Here is a 19,943-nt window from a genome sequence, read left to right on the forward strand (position 1 = left end):
GTGCGGGCGGGAATGTTGAAGGATAAGGAGAAAATCGCAGGGAAGGGGCGGGGCGCCGGTGGCGCCCGCGCGGGATTACTGCAGCGGGCTGAGGGTGATCTCGACGCGGCGGTTTTGCGCCTTGCCTTCCGCGGTGCTGTTGGACGCGATCGGGTTGTCCGGGCCGGCACCGGCGGTGCGGATACGGTTCGCCGCCACGCCCTGGGTGATCAGCGCGCTGGCTACGCCATCGGCGCGCTGCTGCGACAGGTTCATGTTGAGCGAACGGGAACCGGTGCTGTCGGTGTAGCCGATGACGTTGACTGCGGTTTTCGGATACTCTTTCAGCACCATGGCGACGCCGGTCAGGGTATTGGCGCCCGCCGGTTTCAGCGTGGCGCTGCTGCTGTCGAAGGTCACGTTGTTCGGCATGTTCAGCACGATGTTGTCGCCCTGACGGGTGACGCTGACGCCGGTGCCTTTCATCTTGTCGCGCAGTTTGGCTTCCTGCACGTCCATGTAATAGCCAGCGCCGCCGCCGAGCGCCGCACCGGCCGCCGCGCCGATCAGCGCGCCCTTGCCGCGATCTTTCTTGGAAGAGGACAGTACGCCGACGCCGGCGCCCAGTGCGGCCCCGAGGCCCGCGCCGATGCCGGACTTGCCGACTTCGGATTCGCCGGTGTAAGGGTTGGTGGTACAGGCCGACAGCGTGAGCGCGACGCTCACTGCGCCGGCAATAATTACAATGCGTTTTTTCATGTTCTTGTCCTTAATGGCATCAATATCTGTACGCGCCGGCCCAACACGGGGGCGCAAAAAAGTAGGCGACGCAGGTGGGGCCCGCATCACCGCGCTACTATGACGCGTTGGCTCGCCGGCAGTTCCGGAGAAAAACGTGACAAATGATGAGCGCGGGTAAGTGCTGGGGGAGTTATGCGACAAAACGCCGGGCGGCGCCATGCAGCGGATTCCTAATTGCGCGCCGCCAGGGCGCGAATGCGCCTTTTTTAACCGTAACCGGTTGAATTCTCGATTGCCGGCCAGTTCATGATCAGCGTATAGGCCTGGGTTTCGTCGTTAAACAGGCGCTGCGTCACCTGAAAACCGTGCTTGTGGTAAAACGCGCAGGCGCGCAGGTTTTGCTGATAAACCTCCAGGCTGAGCCGGCGGTAGCGCTGCTGCACGTGCGTCATCAGCGCCCGGGCTACGCCGCGGCCGTGATACGCCCGATCGACAAACAGCGCGCCGATGAACTGTTCGTCCAGCACGCTGATAAAGCCGACGATCTCGTTTTCATGCCAGCAGGCCCAGCTCTGCGCGCGCGGCAGGTAATTTTCCCGCACCAGTGCGGCGCTTTCACGCCAGTATTTTTCCGCCACGAACGGATGGGCGGCGATGGTGCTGGGCAGCCAGAGCGCCATCAGCCGGTCAATATCCGCCGGGCCACAGGGGCGGATCACCGTGGCTTTGGGTAGCACATGCACCCCGTGAGATGATCGTTCACCAGCCCGCTGGCCTGCATGAAGGCGTAACAGATGGTGGAGCCGATAAACTTGAAGCCGCGCTTTTTCAACGCCTTGGACATGGCGTCTGACTGCTCGGTTTTGGCCGGAACCTGGTTCAGCGCCTGCCAGCGGTTGAGCTGGGGCCGGCCGCCGACGAAGTCCCATATGAAGGTGACGAAATTCTCGCCGGCCGCCTCCATCGCCAGATAGGCTTTGGCGTTGGTGATGATGGCTTCTATCTTGCCGCGGTGACGGATGATGCCGCTGTCTTGCAGCAGCCTTTCCACGTCTTGTTCGGTCATGGCGGCGACCCGCTGCGGATCGAAATCATGGAAGGCGCGGCGGTAGTTCTCGCGCTTTTTCAGCACGGTGATCCAGGAAAGACCGGCCTGTTGTCCCTCCAGACACAGCATTTCAAACAGCTCGCGCGCGTCGGTGGTGGGCGTGCCCCATTCCTTGTCGTGATACTCGAGATACAACGGATCGGCCGTCACCCAACCGCAACGTTCGTCTGCCATCCTGAATGTCCTTATGCTGTATTTATGAACAGTAATCATCGCTCGAAGCGGCGAACTTGGCAAGCCTCTGATTGTTTTGTCCGCAGCCCCGCTTGACGTGACGAAAAAGCCGACAATAGTTACTACATGGCCGGTGGAAAACCGGCCAACGATAAAAACGACATTGCCTTCATTTGCAGGCTCTCAGGAGTCGATTCATGCCTCTAAAAATAACATGCATGCCCCGCCCTGCGGCGCTTGCAGTGGCGTTACTTTGCAGTGTGACCCTTCCGGTTCAGGCGTATGACCAACTCTACGTCTTTGGCGACAGCCTGAGTGATACCGGCAACAACGGCCGGTTCACCTATGACGGCAGTCAGCACCTGCTGTACGACGAAGCGTTGGCGCAACGCATCGGCGCGGCGCTGGTGGCCTCGGACAACGGCGGTGAAAACTACGCCGCCGGCGGCGCCGTGGCGGTGCCGGGCCTGAACCCGGTCGACAACACTCAGGATCAGGTGCAGCGCTACCTGAATCGGGTTAACGGCCAGGCCGATGGCGACGGTTTGTATATTCACTGGATCGGCGGTAACGATTTGGCGGCGGCGGCGCTGAACGCCGCTACCGCGCCCGGCGTGGCCTATAACAGCGCCGCGGCCGCCGCCGCGCAGGTGCATTCGCTGCTGAACGCTGGCGCCGGCACGGTGATCGTGCCGACGGTGCCGAACATCGGCTCCACGCCGCAGCTGATGGAACTGATCATTCAGCAGGCGCTGCCGCCGGTACAGGGGGCGGCGATTCAGGCGGCCTATGCCACGCTCAATTCGGTGGCAACCCCGGACAACGCTTCGCGCACGCAGGCGATCCACGCGGCGTTGACCGCCGCGGCGAAGCAGGGCAGCGCGATCCCTCAGGTGCAGCAGGCGATCGCCGCCCAGCTTGTGGCTGCATATGACAGCCTGAGCGCGCAGGCCGCTCAGCTGACCGATTTCTATAATCAAAGCGAAGACCGTTTGCTGGCGCAGGGGGGCGGCAATATCGTGCGGGTGGACGTGAACAAGCTGTTCGCCGAAGCGATCGCCAATCCGGCGCAGTTCGGCTTCGCCAACACGGCCGGCATGGCTTGTCCGGCGGGCGTTTCCTCGGCGGTTTGCCGTTCCGACATGCCCGGCTTCGACGCCGGCCAGTCCTATCTGTTCTCCGACCATTTCCACCCCAGCCCGCAGGCGCACCTGCTGATTGCGGATTATATCCAGGCGGTGTTGGATGGCCCGGCGCAGGTGGTGGCGCTGAATCAGGCGACGGCGGCGATGGCGCGTGACAGCCGCGCCACGCTCGACAGCCGTTTCCAGCAGCTGCGCAACGGCGACAATCCGCAGGGCTCGCTGGGCGTGTTCGGCGGCTACGCAGGCCAACACTATGACTATGCCGATAACCGGGCGGCGGGGGATGGCAACGCCACCACCCACAACCTGACCGTCGGCGTGGACTATCAACTGACCGACAGCTGGTTGATCGGTGCGTTGATCGCCGGTTCCAACGACGATCAGCATCCTTCCAGCCGCTATGACTACAAGGCGCGTGGGGTGCTGCTGTCGGCCTTCAGTTCGCTAGCCATATTCGAGCAGGGATGGGTCAATGCCGATCTGCACTATGCGACGATGGATTATGACGACATCCGTCGCAGCATGCGGTTGGGGCCGCTGACGCGCACCGAAACCGGTTCGACCTCCGGCAAGCAGTGGGGCGCGCGCGTGACCGCCGGCTATGACTTCCCTATCGCTGCTTACCTCACCACCGGGCCGGTGGCGCAGTTCGCCTGGGATTACAGCCATGTGTCCGGCTATAGCGAAGACGGTGATGACAGCACCGCCATGCGCTTCAACGATCAAACCTATCATTCGCAGATCGGCGCGTTGGGCTGGCGGTTGGATACGCAATTCGGCGTGTTTAACCCCTATGCGGAAGTGAGTTATCAGCATCAGTTCGGCGATGACGTCTACCGCGCCGGCGGCGGCCTGAAATCGACGCAAACCTCATTTACTCGCGACAGTGCGGGTCAGGACAAAAACTGGGTGGATGTCACGCTGGGGGCCAACATGCCGTTGACGGACAGAGTGTCGGCCTTCGCCACCGTCTCGCAAACCGGCGGCCTGAGCAGCGGCGAGCAGTTTATGTATAACGTCGGCGTCAGCGCGCGCTTCTGAGAACTCTCGGGAGAGGATGGAGCCTGTGACGGCGAGATGGCGAGGCGATGTGGGCGGATGAGACTGTACTTTAGTACAACTATCATTTATCGCTGAAAGTTCTTATCGTTATTGCACAACGATAAAATACAGCGCTACAAAAAAAAACTGATCCTATAAAGGATCAGGTAGCCACTTGGCCAACACCAGGGAAAATTTTGGTTATTATTGTATATCCAAATCTTCACTGTCAATGGCTTTTTCCCTTCATCATCGGATGCGGGGCGTTTTCGCCTGCCTGTCTGGCCCCCTCTCATCTTCAACGCGACAGAACGCTTTTGTCAGATGCATGTCATGATGCCGAGTTGTTATGATTTTGTTTTCTTTGTGTTTCTTTGCCGGATAATGCCCTCTGCCGCCCCTTCTTCAGCGACGCGCTTATTTCTCGATTAAATTAATTTCCCCTCCGAAATTATTTTAATTGACTCTTTAAAACGCCTGTTGATTATTAACGCTTCCTATTATGCCTGTCGGTTTAATTTACTTGGCGGCGCAACCGGGTTATACTCTTCTCAGTTTTATAGTGATGTTATTTCTTGAAGAGGATTGGTGAGTGTCTAACTTTTTTTTCAATAATGAAACCATTAATGCCTCTATAAAAGAAGAGTTGGAACGCGGGCTGAGCAAATACAATAATATAAAATATGCCTATGCTATAATGAATAAAAGAAATCCGACTAGCTTTTCAATCATTTCCAATAGAACGGAGTGGTTCGAGTTTTATATCAAAAACAACTATCAGTTTATTGATCCCGTTTTGATTACCGCATCGCATAGAATCACCCCGTTTACCTGGGATAAAGATTTGGAAATTGGCGCAGGATTAAAATTGCCAAAGATTTTTGATATGGCCAAGAACTACAATATTATTAATGGGTATACTTTCGTCTTGCACGATCATCATCATAATCTGGTGGTGTTATCCATTATGTTGGATAAGCATTGTGATGCGGATGTTGAACAGCAGATTGACAATAATAAGGCCGAAATTCAAATGCTGCTGATTACCATGCACGGAAAAATGACGGCGCTCTACCAGGAAATGAGCACGCCTGCTGACTTTGAAAAAATGAACCAGCGGGAGTTTTTCTCCAAGCGTGAAAATGAGATCATCTACTGGGCGAGCTTAGGTAAATCCTATCAAGAAATTGCCCTTATCCTGGGAATAAAACTCACCACCGTAAAATATCACATCGGCAACGCCGTCAAAAAGCTTGGCGTCACCAATGCCAAACATGCCATCAGGTTAGGTGTGGAGCTGCAGCTCATCCGGCCGCTTCTCGCTGACTCGGAAGGATAATGGCCAGGAATCCAACGGGTTATCCCACTTTGTGGCGTGTTGGTTGATGCGCGCCAGCAATCTGTTCCGGTTGGCATCGTCTATCGGCAGATAGATCAGATAAATATTTTTATTCTTTTCGGAGCATCCGGTTTTTACCACCGAGATATGCCAGCCCGAGCGTTGGAAAATAATGCGCATCGGGTGACTGATAATGGCGTATATGCCTTCGTAGCCGCAGCTTCTTGCATAGTTTATCATCGACAGGAAAAGCATGGTGCTAATTGGCGCTTGATGGAGTTGAAGTGCTTGAATGCGCGCCTTGTCTATAAATAATCTGCTGGCTTCAACGTAATTCCCTTCGGGGAGTTTTATATCGTTAAAGTAATTGTCGAATACGCCATCGCTGATCATGTTTGGGTATTTTGTTTCGATAAATCGCAAGCTGCAAATGACGTGATCTTGGTAGGTGCCGAAAATATAGGTGGCGTGACGGTTGTCGTATTCGTCAAACTCCATGTTATTTTCGCAATTAACGAGCCAGTCTAAACGGTCTTTAAACGTTTTTTTTCTTAAAGAGAATAGTTCTTTCGATCTGTTATCTGGCAGCAAATTATAGTCTACGTCAAAGAGCTCTATCATTTTCAATCTTTTTCCTAAGCGACTTAAATGGCTTTTTAGCTGCGGCTGTTATTTGTTCTTGTTATACTACCAGAGTCACTATGGCAAGTAAATTTCAGTCGATGCCGCGTCGGTGAGAATAAAGTAAATATATAACACTGAGTTATGTTTTTTTTCATTCCATTCACTTATTTGAATATTGTTCAACACGCCTGTTGTTTGTCGAAGAAGCCTCAAGCTGCCGGTAGTGGAAGCATGCGGGAGATGAATCGGCGTTTCTCTAAAGCCAGCCGATACCCGAGCCTGCGAAAGCGGTGCGGTGACCTCGCCCTCTGCGGCGCCGATGCCGCCGACGTTTTTCTTGGCCGACGGGTGAAAATCCAGCGCTTCTCGCCCCGATTCGCACTTGTTGCCGGATTCTGGCTGTATATCTTACGGTCAAAGGGTATACTGGCGCATTCCATATAAATCCACTTGTATCGCGTGCGAATTCAACATGCAAAAGTTTGATACCAAGACCTTCCAGGGCCTGATCCTGACACTGCAGGATTATTGGGCGCGCCAGGGCTGCACCATCGTTCAACCATTGGACATGGAAGTCGGCGCGGGAACCTCACACCCGATGACGTGCCTGCGCGCACTGGGGCCGGAGCCGATGGCCGCCGCTTATGTGCAGCCATCCCGTCGCCCGACCGACGGCCGCTACGGCGAAAACCCGAACCGTCTGCAGCACTACTATCAGTTCCAGGTGGTGATTAAGCCATCGCCGGACAACATTCAGGAACTCTACCTGGGCTCGCTGAAAGAGCTGGGTCTGGATCCGACTATCCACGACATCCGCTTCGTGGAAGACAACTGGGAAAACCCGACGCTCGGCGCCTGGGGCCTGGGTTGGGAAGTGTGGCTGAACGGCATGGAAGTGACGCAGTTCACCTACTTCCAGCAGGTCGGCGGCCTGGAGTGCAAGCCGGTGACCGGCGAGATCACCTATGGCCTGGAGCGTCTGGCGATGTACATCCAGGGCGTGGACAGCGTGTACGATCTGGTGTGGAGCAACGGCCCGCTGGGCGTCACCACCTACGGCGACGTGTTCCATCAGAACGAAGTGGAGCAGTCCACCTACAACTTCGAATACGCCGACGTCGACTTCCTGTTCTCCTGCTTCGAGCAGTATGAGAAAGAAGCCCAATCGCTGCTGGCGTTGGAAAAACCGCTGCCGCTGCCGGCCTACGAACGCATCCTGAAGGCGGGCCATACCTTCAACCTGCTGGACGCGCGCAAGGCGATTTCGGTGACCGAGCGTCAACGCTACATTCTGCGCATCCGCACGCTGACCAAAGCCGTTGCCGAAGCCTACTACGCTTCCCGCGAAGCGCTGGGCTTCCCGATGTGCAACAAGAACGAGAACTAAGAGGCAGCCATGACTCAACAGACTTTCCTGGTGGAAATCGGCACGGAAGAGCTGCCGCCGAAGGCTCTTCGTTCCCTGGCGGAATCTTTCGCCGCCAACTTCACCGCCGAGCTGGACAACGCCGGCCTGGAACACGGTGACGTGAGCTGGTTCGCCGCACCGCGCCGCCTGGCGCTGAAAGTGGCCAACCTGAGCGCGGCGCAGGCCGATCGCGAAATTGAAAAACGCGGCCCGGCGATCGCTCAGGCGTTCGACGCCGAAGGCAAACCGAGCAAAGCGGCCGAAGGCTGGGCGCGCGGCTGCGGCATCACCGTCGATCAGGCGGAGCGCCTGGTGACCGACAAGGGCGAGTGGTTGATGTACCGCGCCCATGTCAAAGGCCAGTCGGCGCAACAACTGCTGGCCGGCATGGTCAGCACCGCGCTCGGCAAGCTGCCGATCCCGAAACTGATGCGCTGGGGCGATTCCGACGTGCAGTTCGTGCGTCCGGTGCACACCGTCACGATGCTGCTGGGCGCCGATCTGATCTCGGGCACCGTGCTGGGCATCGAATCCGCGCGCACCGTGCGCGGCCACCGCTTCATGGGCGAAGCCGAGTTCACCCTCGACAATGCCGACCAATATCCGCAGATCCTGCTGGAGCGCGGCAAAGTGGTCGCTGACTACGAAGCGCGCAAAGCCCTTATCAAACGCGACGCCGAACTGGCGGCGCAGAAGATCGGCGGCAAGGCCGATCTGAGCGACAGCCTGCTGGAAGAAGTGGCCTCGCTGGTGGAATGGCCGGTGGTGCTGACCGCCAAATTCGAAGAGAAATTCCTGGCGGTGCCGGCGGAAGCGCTGGTGTACACCATGAAGGGCGACCAGAAGTATTTCCCGGTGTACGACGCCGCGGGCAAACTGCTGCCTAACTTTATCTTCGTGGCCAACATCGAGTCGAAAGACCCGCAGCAGATCATCTCCGGCAACGAGAAGGTGGTGCGTCCGCGTTTGGCCGACGCCGAGTTCTTCTTCAACACCGACCGCAAAAAACGTCTGGAAGACAACCTGCCGCGCCTGGAAACCGTGCTGTTCCAACAGCAGCTGGGCACCCTGCGCGACAAAACCGATCGCATCCAGGCGCTGGCGGGCTGGGTTGCCGGCCAGATTGGCGCCGACGTCAACCACGCCACCCGTGCTGGCCTGTTGTCGAAGTGCGACCTGATGACCAACATGGTGTTCGAATTCACCGACACCCAGGGCGTGATGGGCATGCACTATGCGCGCCACGACGGTGAGGCGGAAGATGTCGCCGTTGCCCTGAACGAGCAGTATCAGCCGCGCTACGCCGGTGATGCGCTGCCGCAGTCGCTGGTGGCCTGCTCGCTGGCGATCGCCGACAAGATGGACACCCTGGCCGGCATCTTCGGCATCGGGCAGCATCCGAAGGGCGATAAAGACCCGTTCGCGCTGCGCCGCGCCGCGCTGGGCGTGTTGCGCATCATCGTCGAGAAAAACCTGCCGCTGGATCTGCAGACTCTGACCGAAGAGGCCGTGCGCCTGTACGGCAGCAAGTTGACCAATGCCAAGGTGGTCGACGACGTGGTGGAATTCATGCTGGGTCGTTTCCGCGCCTGGTATCAGGAAGAAGGCCACGCGGTCGATACCATTCAGGCGGTGCTGGCGCGCCGTCCGACCAAACCGGCCGACTTCGACGCGCGCGTCAAGGCGGTATCCCATTTCCGCACGCTGGACGAGGCGGCGGCATTGGCTGCGGCCAACAAACGCGTCTCCAACATTCTGGCCAAGTCTACCGAAACGCTGAACGACAGCGTGCGCGCCTCGGTGCTGAAGGATGCGGCGGAGATCCAGCTGGCGACTCACCTGGTGGTGCTGCGCGACAAGCTGCAGCCGTACTTCGCGGCGGGCAACTACCAGGAAGCGCTGGTGGAACTGGCCGCGCTGCGTGAGCCGGTGGATGCGTTCTTCGACAACGTGATGGTGATGGCGGACGATGCGGAAGTGCGCGTTAACCGTCTGACGCTGCTGAGCAAACTGCGCGAGCTGTTCCTGCAGGTGGCGGATATCTCCGTGCTGCAGTAAGCGATTCTTTGCTGTGAAAAGGCGCCTGCGGGCGCCTTTTTTATTTCCGTTTCCTGGGTGCGAAGGCAAGGTCGCCTGGCGACTTGGGGGGCGACTTGGGGAAATTGAAGCGTCCGGTCGCCGACGGCAATGAACCTCAGTGCGTTTTGCGCACGATGTTCAACCGCCTCCGGCCGAGCCGATGTTCACCGCAAGCGGAATCGCGTATCGGAACGCCGCCAGTTGATCTATTCTTATAGGCGCACGGAGTGCGCAAAAAGGGGCGGAGTCCAATGAAAAAGCAGGTTTATAACAGGAGTTATGTCACATGGCGGTAGGGATCCAGAGCAGAGGTTTCGCGCGTTGGTTGGCACCGGTATTGGCATTGTTGGTGGTCATGCAATTGACCGCCTGCGGCGATAAAGAGCCGGAACAGCGCAAAGCATTTATCGATTACTTACAGAATACCGTGATGCGCAGCGGGGCGAATATCCCCACGCTGAGCGAAGATCAGAAGCAGAAGTTCGGCAACTATGCCGGCGATTACGCGATTTTGGTCGGCTTTTCGCAGCAGTTGTCCAAGTCGGTCGGCGCCAGCCTGACCCCGGCGCTGGATCAGATTAACCAGATCCGCACCGCGCAGGACTACCTGAACAAACGCGACGCGCTGCAGCAATCGGTCGGGGCGTTGAACCTGTTGGGCCAGCAGATCCAGTCGGCCAAATCGCAGGCGGATACTGCCCACGCGGCGCTGAAGCAGCCTGACGATCTGAAGGCGGTGTACAACCAGGCCTATGACAAGATCGTCACCGCACCGGCCAACGCCTTGATGCCGGCGATCCCGACTACCGCCAGCTTTGTGCAGGATCTGGTGCAGGTCGGCGACTTCTTGCAGAGCCAGGGCAATCAGGTCAGCTTCAACAACAACGGCGTGCAGTTCCGCACTGCGCAGCAGGTGGCGCAATACAACACCATGATGTCGAATCTGGTGGCCAAACAGCAGAACCTGATGAATGCGCAGAAAACCATTCAAAGCGTGACGCAATAACGCGCCCACGCATGGGACAGGCCGGCATTGCCGGCCTGTTTTATTTCCCCTCAGCGTTTCCAATCGCTTGCTGGCTTATTGCGCAGGCTTCTGTACTACACTTCAATTAATCCATTCATTAGGCAATGTAGTTTTCTTTCATTCATCACTTCGCTAGTTCCCGGCGGGATGAGTGCTCACAGGGAAGATCAAACAGAGCGTTGCGATCGGCGCTGCAGCTAAAAATAAATTGTGACTAATGTCACAATTAAAAACAAAACGCCAATTTAAAAATGTGATCATAGTCACCTTATTGGGGGTTTTGTGGCGACTTTGTTCTCACTGTGCTTTTTTTACACGTCATAAGTGTGATCTAAATCACTATAAATGAGGGTTTGTTGGGGTGTTGTGTGTGATTTGTATCACAAAAAATCCGTGAAGTTCGCGTGACAAAAACAGCGTGATAGAGTCCGTTTCGCATACAGCGGCAACACGGCTGGATCGTCACAACAATAATCACGCGCTCTATTGTCAGCGCGTAACAATAGGGGTGTGTTTTATGTTTTCACCAGACATCAAGGTTAAAGTGCAAAACTTTGGCCGCTTCCTGAGCAACATGGTGATGCCCAACATCGGCGCCTTTATCGCCTGGGGGATTATCACCGCGCTATTCATTCCAACCGGCTGGCTGCCGAATGAAACCTTAGCCAAGCTGGTCGGCCCGATGATCACCTACCTGCTGCCGCTGCTGATCGGCTACACCGGCGGGCGGCTGGTGGGTGGCGATCGCGGCGGCGTGGTCGGCGCCATCACCACCATGGGCGTCATCGTCGGCGCCGACATGCCGATGTTCCTCGGCGCGATGATCGCCGGCCCGCTGGGCGGCTGGGCCATCAAGCATTTCGACCGCTGGGTGGACGGCAAGATCAAAAGCGGCTTTGAAATGCTGGTGAACAACTTCTCCGCCGGCATCATCGGCATGCTGCTGGCGATCCTGGCCTTCCTGGGCATCGGGCCGCTGGTGGAGGTGCTCTCCAAACTGTTGGCCGCGGGCGTGCACGTGATGGTGACGAACAACCTGCTGCCATTGGCGTCCATCTTCGTTGAACCGGCGAAAATCCTGTTCCTGAACAACGCCATCAACCACGGCATCTTCTCGCCGCTGGGTATTCAGCAGGCCACGGAAGCCGGCAAATCGGTGTTCTTCCTGATAGAAGCCAACCCAGGTCCGGGCATGGGCGTGCTGATGGCCTACATGTTCTTTGGCCGCGGCAGCGCCAAGCAATCCGCCGGCGGTGCGGCGATCATTCACTTCCTGGGCGGCATCCACGAAATCTACTTCCCGTACGTGCTGATGAACCCACGTCTGCTGCTGGCGGTGATCCTGGGCGGCATGACCGGCGTCTTTACCCTGACGATGCTGAACGGTGGCCTGGTGTCTCCGGCTTCCCCTGGGTCGATTCTGGCGGTGCTGGCGATGACCCCGAAAGGCGCCTATTTCGCCAACATTGCGGCGGTGTTCGCAGCCTTTGCCGTCTCCTTCGTGGTGTCCGCTTTCCTGCTGAAAACCTCCAAGGTGAAAGAGGATGACGATCTGGAAGCCGCGACCCGTCGCATGCAAGAGATGAAATCGCAGTCCAAAGGCGGCGCGGCGGCGCCGGCATCGGTCGACGGCGATCTGAGCACCGTGCGCAAAATCATCGTCGCCTGCGATGCGGGCATGGGTTCCAGCGCCATGGGCGCCGGGGTGCTGCGCAAGAAAGTGGCCGACGCCGGGCTGAAGAACATCTCGGTGACCAACAGCGCCATCAACAGCCTGCCGGACGACGTGGATCTGGTGATCACCCACCGCGATCTGACCGAGCGCGCGATGCGCCACGCGCCGCAGGCCCAGCACATCTCGCTGACCAACTTCCTCGACAGCAAGCTGTACAGCGATCTGGTCGAGCGTTTGGTGGCGGTCAACAAAACCACCGACAACCAGCAGAAGGTGCTGGGCGCGCTGGACGACAGCTTTGAAGCCGGGGAACCGAACCTGTTCAAGCTGAGCGAGAGCAACGTGTTCCTCAACCTGCAGGCCAGCGACAAAGAGCAGGCGATCCGCTTCGCCGGCGAGCAGCTGGTGAAGGGCGGCTACGTCGAGGCGGAATACGTGCCGGCGATGCTGGAGCGCGAAAAGCTCACCTCCACCTACCTGGGCGAATCGATCGCCGTGCCGCACGGCACCATCGAGGCCAAGGACCGGGTGCTGCGCACCGGCGTGGTGTTCTGTCAGTACCCACAGGGCGTGCGCTTCGGCGATGAAGAGGATGAAGTGGCCCGTCTGGTGATCGGCATCGCCGCGCGCAACAACGAGCATATTCAGGTGATCACCAGCCTGACCAACGCGCTGGATGACGAGAGCGTGATCGAGCGGCTGGCGAATACCACCAGCGTTCAGGAAGTGCTGGACCTGCTCGGCGGCAAAAAAGCCGGATAACGGAATCATTTTAAAGGGTGCAGCTTGCTGCACCCTTCGACATTAAGAAGGTAGAGTTATGAAAGCATTACATTTTGGCGCAGGGAATATCGGCCGTGGTTTTATCGGCAAGCTGCTGGCGGACGCGGGGGTTGAGGTGACCTTCGCCGACGTCAATCAAACGGTGCTGGATCTGCTGAACAGCCGAAAAAGCTACTCGGTGCACGTGGTGGGCGAGCAAGAGCGCGTGGAGCGCGTCAACAACGTCAGCGCCGTCAACAGCGGCAGCGAGGCCGCGGCGGCGCTGATCGCCGAGGCGGATCTGGTGACCACCGCCGTTGGTCCGCAAATTCTCGCCAAAATCGCCGGCACGATCGCCAAAGGGCTGGTGCTGCGCCATCAGCAGGGCAATGTGCAGCCGCTGAACATCATCGCCTGCGAGAACATGGTGCGCGGCACCAGCCAGCTGAAGCAGCACGTGTTCGCCGCGCTGCCGCAGGACGAGCAGGCATGGGTTGAACAGCACGTCGGCTTCGTCGATTCGGCGGTCGACCGCATCGTGCCGCCGGCGGACAGCAGCGATCCGCTGGAAGTGACGGTGGAAACCTTCAGCGAATGGATCGTCGATCAGACGCAGTTTAAAGGCCAGCCTCCGGCGATCGCCGGCATGGAACTGACCGACAACCTGATGGCGTTCGTCGAGCGCAAGCTGTTCACCCTCAACACCGGCCACGCCATCACCGCCTACCTCGGCCAACGGGCCGGGCTGCAAACCATTCGCGACGCCATTCTCGACCCGGCGATCCGCCGCGTGGTGAAAGGGGCGATGGAAGAGAGCGGCGCGGTGCTGATCAAGCGTTACGGCTTCGACGCCGACAAGCATGCTGCCTACATCAACAAAATCCTCGGCCGCTTTGAAAATCCGTATCTGCACGACGACGTCGAGCGCGTAGGGCGCCAGCCGCTGCGTAAACTGAGCGCCGGCGATCGCCTGATCAAACCGCTGCTGGGCACGCTGGAATACGGCCTGCCGCATGCCAACCTGATCCAGGGCATCGCCGCCGCCATGAGCTACCGCAGCGAACAGGATCCGCAGGCGCAGGAACTGGCGGAACTGCTGAACACGCTCGGGCCGAAAGCCGCGCTGGCGCAAATTTCCGGCCTGCCGGCGGAAAGCGAGGTTGTAGAAGAGGCCGTTGCTGTGTATAACGCCATGCACAAGTAGAATCGTGATGATGAACACCCGAGCGCAGCTTGCTGCGCTCCTGGAACCCGAGTTCGGCATCGACGGCCCTCCCCACGCCTTTCGAAAAGCGACGATGGAAGAAGCACAGGCATTTGAAAACCAGGTTCTGGAAAAGCTGAACGCGGGCAAAACGGTGCGCAGCTTCCTGATCGCGGCGGTAGAGCTGCTGGCGGAAGCGCTCAACGTGCTGGTGGTGCAGGTATTCCGCAAGGACGACTACGCGGTGAAATACGCCGTCGAACCGCTATTGTCCGGCAGCGGCCCGCTGGGGGAGCTGTCGGTGCGCCTGAAGCTGATGTACGGGCTGGGGGTGATTTCCCGCCACGAATATGAAGATGCCGAGCTGCTGATGGCGATGCGCGAAGAGCTGAACCACGACGGTTCGGAATACCGCTTCGTCGACGACGAAATCCTCGGGCCGTTCGGCGAGCTGCACTGCGTGGCCGCGCTGCCGCCGGTGCCGACCTTCCTGCAGCCGGGCGAGGCGGATGAAGCGCTGATCGCCATGCAGCGCCAGCGCTATCAGCAGATGGTGCGCTCCACCATGGTGCTGTCCATTACCGACCTGATCGCCGGCATCGGCGCCAAACAACCTTCCCGACTTTCTCCTCTCGGCCGCGGCTAAGCGAAGGCCGCGCGCCATTCGTCGAACAGCAACCACAGTGCGGTGGCGGCCATCAGCCCGGACATCACGCCGTTGAAGGCGCGCAGTTTCCAGGTGACCCGCAGCGCGTTGCGCAACCGGTCGCCCAACACCGCCCACAGCAGCACGCACGGCAAGTTCAGCAGCGCGAAACCGGCGATGATAGACAGCGTATGGACGAAAGTGGCGCCTTCGCGCGGGGTGAACAGGATCGCCACGTTGATCACCATCAGCCAGGCCTTGGGGTTGACCGCCTGAAACAGCGCGCCGCTGAGCAGGCTCATCGGCTGCGCCTGTTCTTTGGCGTCCGGCGAGGCCGCCTGAAACAGCTTCCATGACAACCACAGCAGATAGGCGCAGCCGATCACCGCCAGCGGCAGGCGGATGACGCCGGCCCAGCTCAGCGCCAGCGCCAGCAGCGGGATAATGATCGCCAGCTGTACCGCACAACCGACGCAGATGCCGAACAGCATCGGCAGGGTGCGGCGCAGGCCGAAGTTAACGCCCGACGAGGCCAGCAGCAGGTTGTTGGGGCCGGGGGTGATCGACATGACGGTGACGTAGCTGACAAAGGCGGAGTCCAGCATGGCAGGTTCCTTGAACGTGAAAATGACGGTAATAACGAGAGGATCAGCATAATCGCTGCGATGGGATGGTGACAGAATCACAAATCGGATATTGTCATGGTTACAGTTGTATGAAATGTAAACTGTACCCATTGCCTGGAGAGAAACTGTGACCTTGCTCGATGAAACCCCGGATACCCGTTACCTGCAGCTGGCGGATACGCTGGCCGAAGCCATTCGCCGCGGCACGCTGCAGCCCGGCGACCGCTTGCCTTCGGTGCGGCGCTGTGCGCAAACCCATCGCGTCAGCATCAATACCGTGGTATCGGCTTACCGCACGCTGGAGGATCGCGGGCTGATCGAAGCGCGGCCGCAGTCGGGGTTTTATGTCCGCAGCACGCTGCCGGCGCTGAAGATGGCCTCGGCGCCCAGCGGCCGCATCGAGCCGCCGGCGGACGACGTGCTGGCGTTGATCGATACGGTGTTCGCCGCCCAGCAGAACCCGGCCTTCACCAACATTGCGCTGGCCTGCCCGCAGACCAGCGATTTCTATCCCGGCGGCAAACTGGGGCGCATGCTGTCTTCCCAACTGCGCCGCCAGCCGGGTCTGATCGGACAATATCCGTTGCCGCCCGGCAGCCTGCGGCTGCGTCAGCAGATCGCCCGCCGCTCAATGACGCTCGGCATGCTGTTGGAGCCGGGCGACGTGGTGTTGACCCACGGCTGCATGGAGGCGCTGCAGCTGGCGCTGCGCGTCACCACCAAACCGGGCGACTGCGTCGGGCTGGAGTCACCGACCTACTTTTATCTGCTGCCGCTGCTGGCCAGCCTGGGGCTGAAAGCGCTGGAAATCCCTACCGATCCCCAGCTGGGGCTGTCGCTGGACGCGCTGGAGCTGCTGCTGAACGAGAAGCGGCTGAATGCGGTGATCGCCATGCCGACGGTGCAAAACCCGCTGGGTTGCACCATGCCGCTGGCGGCGAAAAAGCGGCTGGCGCGGCTGATGAACGATCATCAGGTGCCGTTGATTGAAGATGGGCTGTATGCCGAGATCCAGTTCGGCGGCGCGCTGTCGCCAGCGGTGAAGGCGTTCGATCGCGACGGCTGGGTGCTGTTTTGCTCCAGCTTCACCAAAACGCTGGCGCCGGATTTTCGCGTCGGCTGGATCTGCGGCGGCCGTTTTCACGAGGCGTTGCGCAAGCTGAAGGCGGTGTCGTCGATGTCCGAGTCGCAGCTGCTGTCGGAAACGCTGGCGACCTTCCTGGAGAGCGGCGGCTACGATCACCATTTGCGCAACCTGCGCAAGCGCTATGCGGCGCAGGTCGACGAGGCGAGGGCGCTGATCGCCCGGCATTTCCCGCGCGGCACGCTGGCCACGCAGCCGGCGGGCGGCTTCGTGTTCTGGGTCGAATTCCCTCCCGGCGTGGACAGCGTGGCGCTGTTCCATCAGCTGCTGGAGGAGCAGATCTGTTTGACGCCGGGCACCCTGTATTCCCCGAGCGGGCGCTACCGCAACGCGCTGCGGCTCTCCTGCTGCTACCCGTTCAACGCGCGCTACACCCAGGCGCTGGCTCGGCTCGGCGCCAGGGCCTGCGAGATGAGCGGCCTGCCGCCCGGCATTGCGCAGGACGGGTAACGGCGCGCGCCTTTTGCTACAATGCCGGTATCATTGATTAGCGTGCCATTTTGGGCACAACGGGCCAGAGACCATGAAAGAGAAAGAAAAGGCAGAGATCAAGCGCCTGAGCGACCTGCTGGACGCCTTGAACCACAAAGACGCCACCGTGATCCAACAGGGCAACCCTGAGTTGATCGCGCAGCACACCAAAGAGAAAGAGAAACTGGCGACGGAGATCGAGCGCCTGAAAAACGTGCGCGGCGAGAAGCTGAGCGCCGAAGCGCAGAAGCTGAGCCAGCTGCCGTTCAGCCGCGAGATCACCAAGAAAGAGCAGGCCGATATGGGCGCGCTGAAGAAAAGCGCGCGCGGGCTGATCGTCGTGCACCCGATGACCGCGCTGGGCCGCGAGATGGGCCTGAAAGCGGTCACCGGCTACGCCAAGAAAGCGTTCTGACCCCCGGCCGTCAGACCTTGGTGGTGAAATACGCCTTGGTCTGATAGGGCACGGTGACCGTGTCCTTGCCCCGCAGTTCCTCTTCTTCCGCCACCAGTTGGCGCAACCGATCGATAACCTGCTCCTGTTGCGGCTGCGGCAGCGCGGCGATAAAGCTGGTTGAACGCACGCGGTTGTAGATCACGTCCTCCACCGCGCCGCGGTGGCCGAGCATAAACACCTGCTCCTGCAGCGGTTCAAAGCCTTTGAACGGGAAGAGTTTGCGCCATTCGCCGGTATAGAAACGCGGCGCATCGCCTTCGTGGCTATCGACGATCTGATTCAGTTTACGCACCCAACCGACGCGCGCATCGCGCATGTTCCACACCAGGCCGAGTTTGCCGCCGGGCTTGAGAATGCGCTGGATTTCCGCCAGCGCCTGCGGCGTGGCGAACCAGTGGAAGGACTGGGCGCACACCACGGCATCCACCGACTCGTCCGGTAGCGGGATCGCGTCGGCGGTGCCCGCCAGCGTTTTCACCTGCGGCAGCGCCGCCGACAGTTTTTCCAGCATTTGCGGCACCGGTTCGACGGCGATCACCTGCGCGCCGGTTTCCAGCAGGCGCGGGGTGAACTTGCCGGTACCGGCGCCGAGATCGATGACCGTCATGCCGGCGTGCAGGCCGATGACGTCACGCAGCCAGGCGGCGATTTCCGGCGGGTAATCCGGCCGGCCTTTCACATAGCGATCGGCATTGGCCTGATAGCCCTCGGCGGCGGCGTGATGAATCGAATGGGTCGGGGTGGTCATAACCTGGCTCCTGGCTGAAAAAACGTGCGGCTACAGTATAGGCGGAAGAAAAGGGTTAACGCGGCATTCGGCGCACGTTTTTCATTTTTCCGCCCGCGCTTTCAATGGCCGAGCAGGCGGCGGTTGAAATCCTCAAGGCGCCCTTCGGCGAGCCGAGTGAGCATGGTCTTGCTCCAGCTGGCGGAGAGGCCGGCCACCGCCAACAGGCGGCGATACTGTTCCGCATCGAACGGCATGTGCCAGGCGATGGCGATGGCTTCGGCCACCGACACATCGCTGTTGCGCGCCGCCAGCGCCAGCGGACGATCGCCGCTGACCGCGCCCGGCGACACCACCCGATACAGCCAGCCGCAGCGGCCGCTTTGCTGCATCAGCACCGAAATGTCCTCGATGGCGAAGTGATAATTGAGCTTGAAGCACGGCGAGCGCGGCTGGGTGACCTGGATAAGCGCCTCGCCCCAGCGGAAGATGTCGCCCATAAACACATTGTGTTCGGTCAGCCCTTCGGTGGAGATATTCTCGCCGAAGGCCGGGGCGCAAAATTGCTCGGCCTGCGCCGGAAACTGCTCGCGCCAGTGGGCATAATGCTCGCGCGGGTAGTGACACAGCGCGCGGTCCGGCCCGCCGTGGTAGCTTTTTTCGGCCTGTTCGTCGCCTTCCAGGCCGAGCGGCGTGAGCCGGATGGCGCCATCCACCTGGCGTTTGGCGATGGCGCTGGGGCGCCCGCCTTCATAGGGTTGAATGCTGCCGATGTAAACGTCTGGGTGATGCATGTGCGCCTCCGTGTCTCGCGTCGAGGGCTCAGCATAGCCTGAGTTGTTCTCGTACACTACCCGGCGTTTACCTGTACGGAAGGATGTGTTTTTCCTGTCTATATTTAGGCTTTTATCGTCGAGAAAAAACCATGCGTTTCATTGTATTGAGGCATGCGGAGTCAGAATGGAACCGCTCGGGGATTATTCAGGGGCGAAGTGACAGTCCGCTGACAGAAGAGGGGCGACGTCAAATCGCTGGGCTTGGCGCTCGCTTGCAAATGTTATCGGTCACTTTGTTGATCAGTTCACCGGCTGGTCGGGCTTTTACGACAGCGGAGACGTTGGCTGAGAGATGTGGCTGCACTGTGCAAATGGATGAGCGTTTGCAGGAGCAAGATTTTGGCCGACTGGAAGGATTATCTTATGCGCAGGCCATGCGCGATTATCCAGAAGCGACGCAGTGCCTCTTTGCCGGTAAGGCAGAGGCGTCGGCTCCGGGAGGGGAGAATGCTTATGAGGTTGCCTGGCGCCTGATGGCTTGTCTGTCCGATCTGGCTGTCGATGGACAAAATCAAACGCTTGGTGTTGTTACGCACGGCCATGCTCTGCAGGCACTGATTTGGTGGCTTAAAGGGGCCGACCCGCAGGAGGATCTCCGCAGATACGGTCATCGCAATTGCGGCTACGCAATGCTTGATGCGACCGCCTCTGGTTTTAACTTGTTGAATTGGGGAGTCGCGACCCACCTGTTGCCACAAAGATAGGGCGAGGAACGGATATTCCTCGCCTG

18 protein-coding genes are annotated in these 19,943 nt (G+C 59.3%); 11 read left to right on the forward strand and 7 right to left on the reverse strand.

Going from position 1 to position 19,943, the window contains the following annotated elements:
- Window positions 1-75 precede the first annotated feature (75 nt).
- The 3 genes from ITX55_RS22250 to ITX55_RS22260 form a co-directional block, all read right to left on the reverse strand.
- A complete protein-coding gene (locus tag ITX55_RS22250; RefSeq protein WP_108680009.1) occupies window positions 76-738 on the reverse strand; it encodes an OmpA family lipoprotein in 663 nt (220 codons plus the stop codon).
- Window positions 739-986: 248 nt separating this feature from the next.
- Window positions 987-1,439, reverse strand: coding sequence for an N-acetyltransferase (locus tag ITX55_RS22255; protein ID WP_033645128.1), 453 nt, complete (start codon window positions 1,437-1,439; stop codon window positions 987-989).
- Window positions 1,436-2,002 (reverse strand): DNA-3-methyladenine glycosylase I, encoded by a 567-nt coding sequence (locus tag ITX55_RS22260; protein ID WP_042783395.1) that lies wholly within the window; start codon window positions 2,000-2,002, stop codon window positions 1,436-1,438. The genes ITX55_RS22255 and ITX55_RS22260 overlap by 4 nt, the downstream gene beginning before the upstream one ends.
- Window positions 2,003-2,199: 197 nt before the next feature.
- On the opposite strand from ITX55_RS22260, the gene ITX55_RS22265 reads away from it, so the two are divergent.
- Together ITX55_RS22265 and ITX55_RS22270 are read left to right on the forward strand one after the other, a co-directional pair.
- Complete coding sequence (locus tag ITX55_RS22265) at window positions 2,200-4,188, forward strand: autotransporter outer membrane beta-barrel domain-containing protein (protein ID WP_089192383.1); 1,989 nt, start codon at window positions 2,200-2,202, stop codon at window positions 4,186-4,188.
- Between the two features lie 592 nt (window positions 4,189-4,780).
- Window positions 4,781-5,527, forward strand: a complete 747-nt coding sequence (locus tag ITX55_RS22270) for a LuxR family transcriptional regulator (RefSeq protein ID WP_033645125.1) — start codon at window positions 4,781-4,783, stop codon at window positions 5,525-5,527.
- Here the strand turns inward: ITX55_RS22270 and ITX55_RS22275 are convergent.
- Entirely contained in the window at window positions 5,474-6,148 is a 675-nt protein-coding gene (locus ITX55_RS22275) for an acyl-homoserine-lactone synthase (RefSeq protein WP_042783396.1), read from the reverse strand. The genes ITX55_RS22270 and ITX55_RS22275 overlap by 54 nt on opposite strands.
- Window positions 6,149-6,623: 475 nt before the next feature.
- Between ITX55_RS22275 and glyQ the strand changes: the two genes are divergently transcribed.
- From glyQ to ITX55_RS22305, 6 genes are all read left to right on the forward strand, one after another.
- Entirely contained in the window at window positions 6,624-7,538 is a 915-nt protein-coding gene (gene glyQ, locus ITX55_RS22280; protein WP_197756151.1) for a glycine--tRNA ligase subunit alpha, read from the forward strand.
- A 9-nt stretch (window positions 7,539-7,547) separates the two neighbouring features.
- Window positions 7,548-9,617, forward strand: coding sequence for a glycine--tRNA ligase subunit beta (gene glyS / locus ITX55_RS22285; protein WP_197756152.1), 2,070 nt, complete (start codon window positions 7,548-7,550; stop codon window positions 9,615-9,617).
- A 307-nt stretch (window positions 9,618-9,924) separates the two neighbouring features.
- A complete protein-coding gene (locus tag ITX55_RS22290) occupies window positions 9,925-10,644 on the forward strand; it encodes a DUF3053 domain-containing protein (RefSeq protein ID WP_025304780.1) in 720 nt (239 codons plus the stop codon).
- A 538-nt stretch (window positions 10,645-11,182) separates the two neighbouring features.
- On the forward strand, window positions 11,183-13,102 hold the full coding sequence (locus ITX55_RS22295) for a PTS mannitol transporter subunit IICBA (RefSeq protein ID WP_197756153.1): 1,920 nt from the start codon (window positions 11,183-11,185) through the stop codon (window positions 13,100-13,102).
- Between the two features lie 58 nt (window positions 13,103-13,160).
- Window positions 13,161-14,306 (forward strand): mannitol-1-phosphate 5-dehydrogenase, encoded by a 1,146-nt coding sequence (locus tag ITX55_RS22300; protein WP_033652306.1) that lies wholly within the window; start codon window positions 13,161-13,163, stop codon window positions 14,304-14,306.
- 94 nt (window positions 14,307-14,400) lie between these two features.
- Entirely contained in the window at window positions 14,401-14,952 is a 552-nt protein-coding gene (locus tag ITX55_RS22305) for an MltR family transcriptional regulator (RefSeq protein WP_016929575.1), read from the forward strand.
- On the opposite strand, the gene ITX55_RS22310 is transcribed toward ITX55_RS22305, so the two are convergent.
- Entirely contained in the window at window positions 14,949-15,557 is a 609-nt protein-coding gene (locus tag ITX55_RS22310; protein ID WP_033652305.1) for a LysE family translocator, read from the reverse strand. The genes ITX55_RS22305 and ITX55_RS22310 overlap by 4 nt on opposite strands.
- A 148-nt stretch (window positions 15,558-15,705) precedes the next feature.
- Between ITX55_RS22310 and ITX55_RS22315 the strand changes: the two genes are divergently transcribed.
- Window positions 15,706-17,172, forward strand: a complete 1,467-nt coding sequence (locus tag ITX55_RS22315; protein WP_033652304.1) for a PLP-dependent aminotransferase family protein — start codon at window positions 15,706-15,708, stop codon at window positions 17,170-17,172.
- Between the two features lie 73 nt (window positions 17,173-17,245).
- On the forward strand, window positions 17,246-17,608 hold the full coding sequence (locus tag ITX55_RS22320; RefSeq protein WP_021504152.1) for a YibL family ribosome-associated protein: 363 nt from the start codon (window positions 17,246-17,248) through the stop codon (window positions 17,606-17,608).
- A 10-nt stretch (window positions 17,609-17,618) separates the two neighbouring features.
- On the opposite strand, the gene ITX55_RS22325 is transcribed toward ITX55_RS22320, so the two are convergent.
- Both ITX55_RS22325 and yiiM read right to left on the reverse strand, forming a co-directional pair.
- Window positions 17,619-18,398 (reverse strand): class I SAM-dependent methyltransferase, encoded by a 780-nt coding sequence (locus ITX55_RS22325; RefSeq protein ID WP_033652303.1) that lies wholly within the window; start codon window positions 18,396-18,398, stop codon window positions 17,619-17,621.
- 101 nt (window positions 18,399-18,499) lie between these two features.
- Window positions 18,500-19,171 carry a 6-hydroxyaminopurine reductase gene (yiiM, locus tag ITX55_RS22330; RefSeq protein ID WP_033645117.1) on the reverse strand — a complete coding sequence of 224 codons (672 nt, stop codon included), beginning with the start codon at window positions 19,169-19,171 and terminating at the stop codon, window positions 18,500-18,502.
- 131 nt (window positions 19,172-19,302) lie between these two features.
- On the opposite strand from yiiM, the gene ITX55_RS22335 reads away from it, so the two are divergent.
- Window positions 19,303-19,917 (forward strand): histidine phosphatase family protein, encoded by a 615-nt coding sequence (locus ITX55_RS22335; protein WP_031299772.1) that lies wholly within the window; start codon window positions 19,303-19,305, stop codon window positions 19,915-19,917.
- Window positions 19,918-19,943: the final 26 nt, after the last annotated feature.

Source organism: Serratia sp. EWG9 (assembly GCF_019913725.1).
GTDB lineage: Bacteria > Pseudomonadota > Gammaproteobacteria > Enterobacterales > Enterobacteriaceae > Serratia > Serratia ureilytica.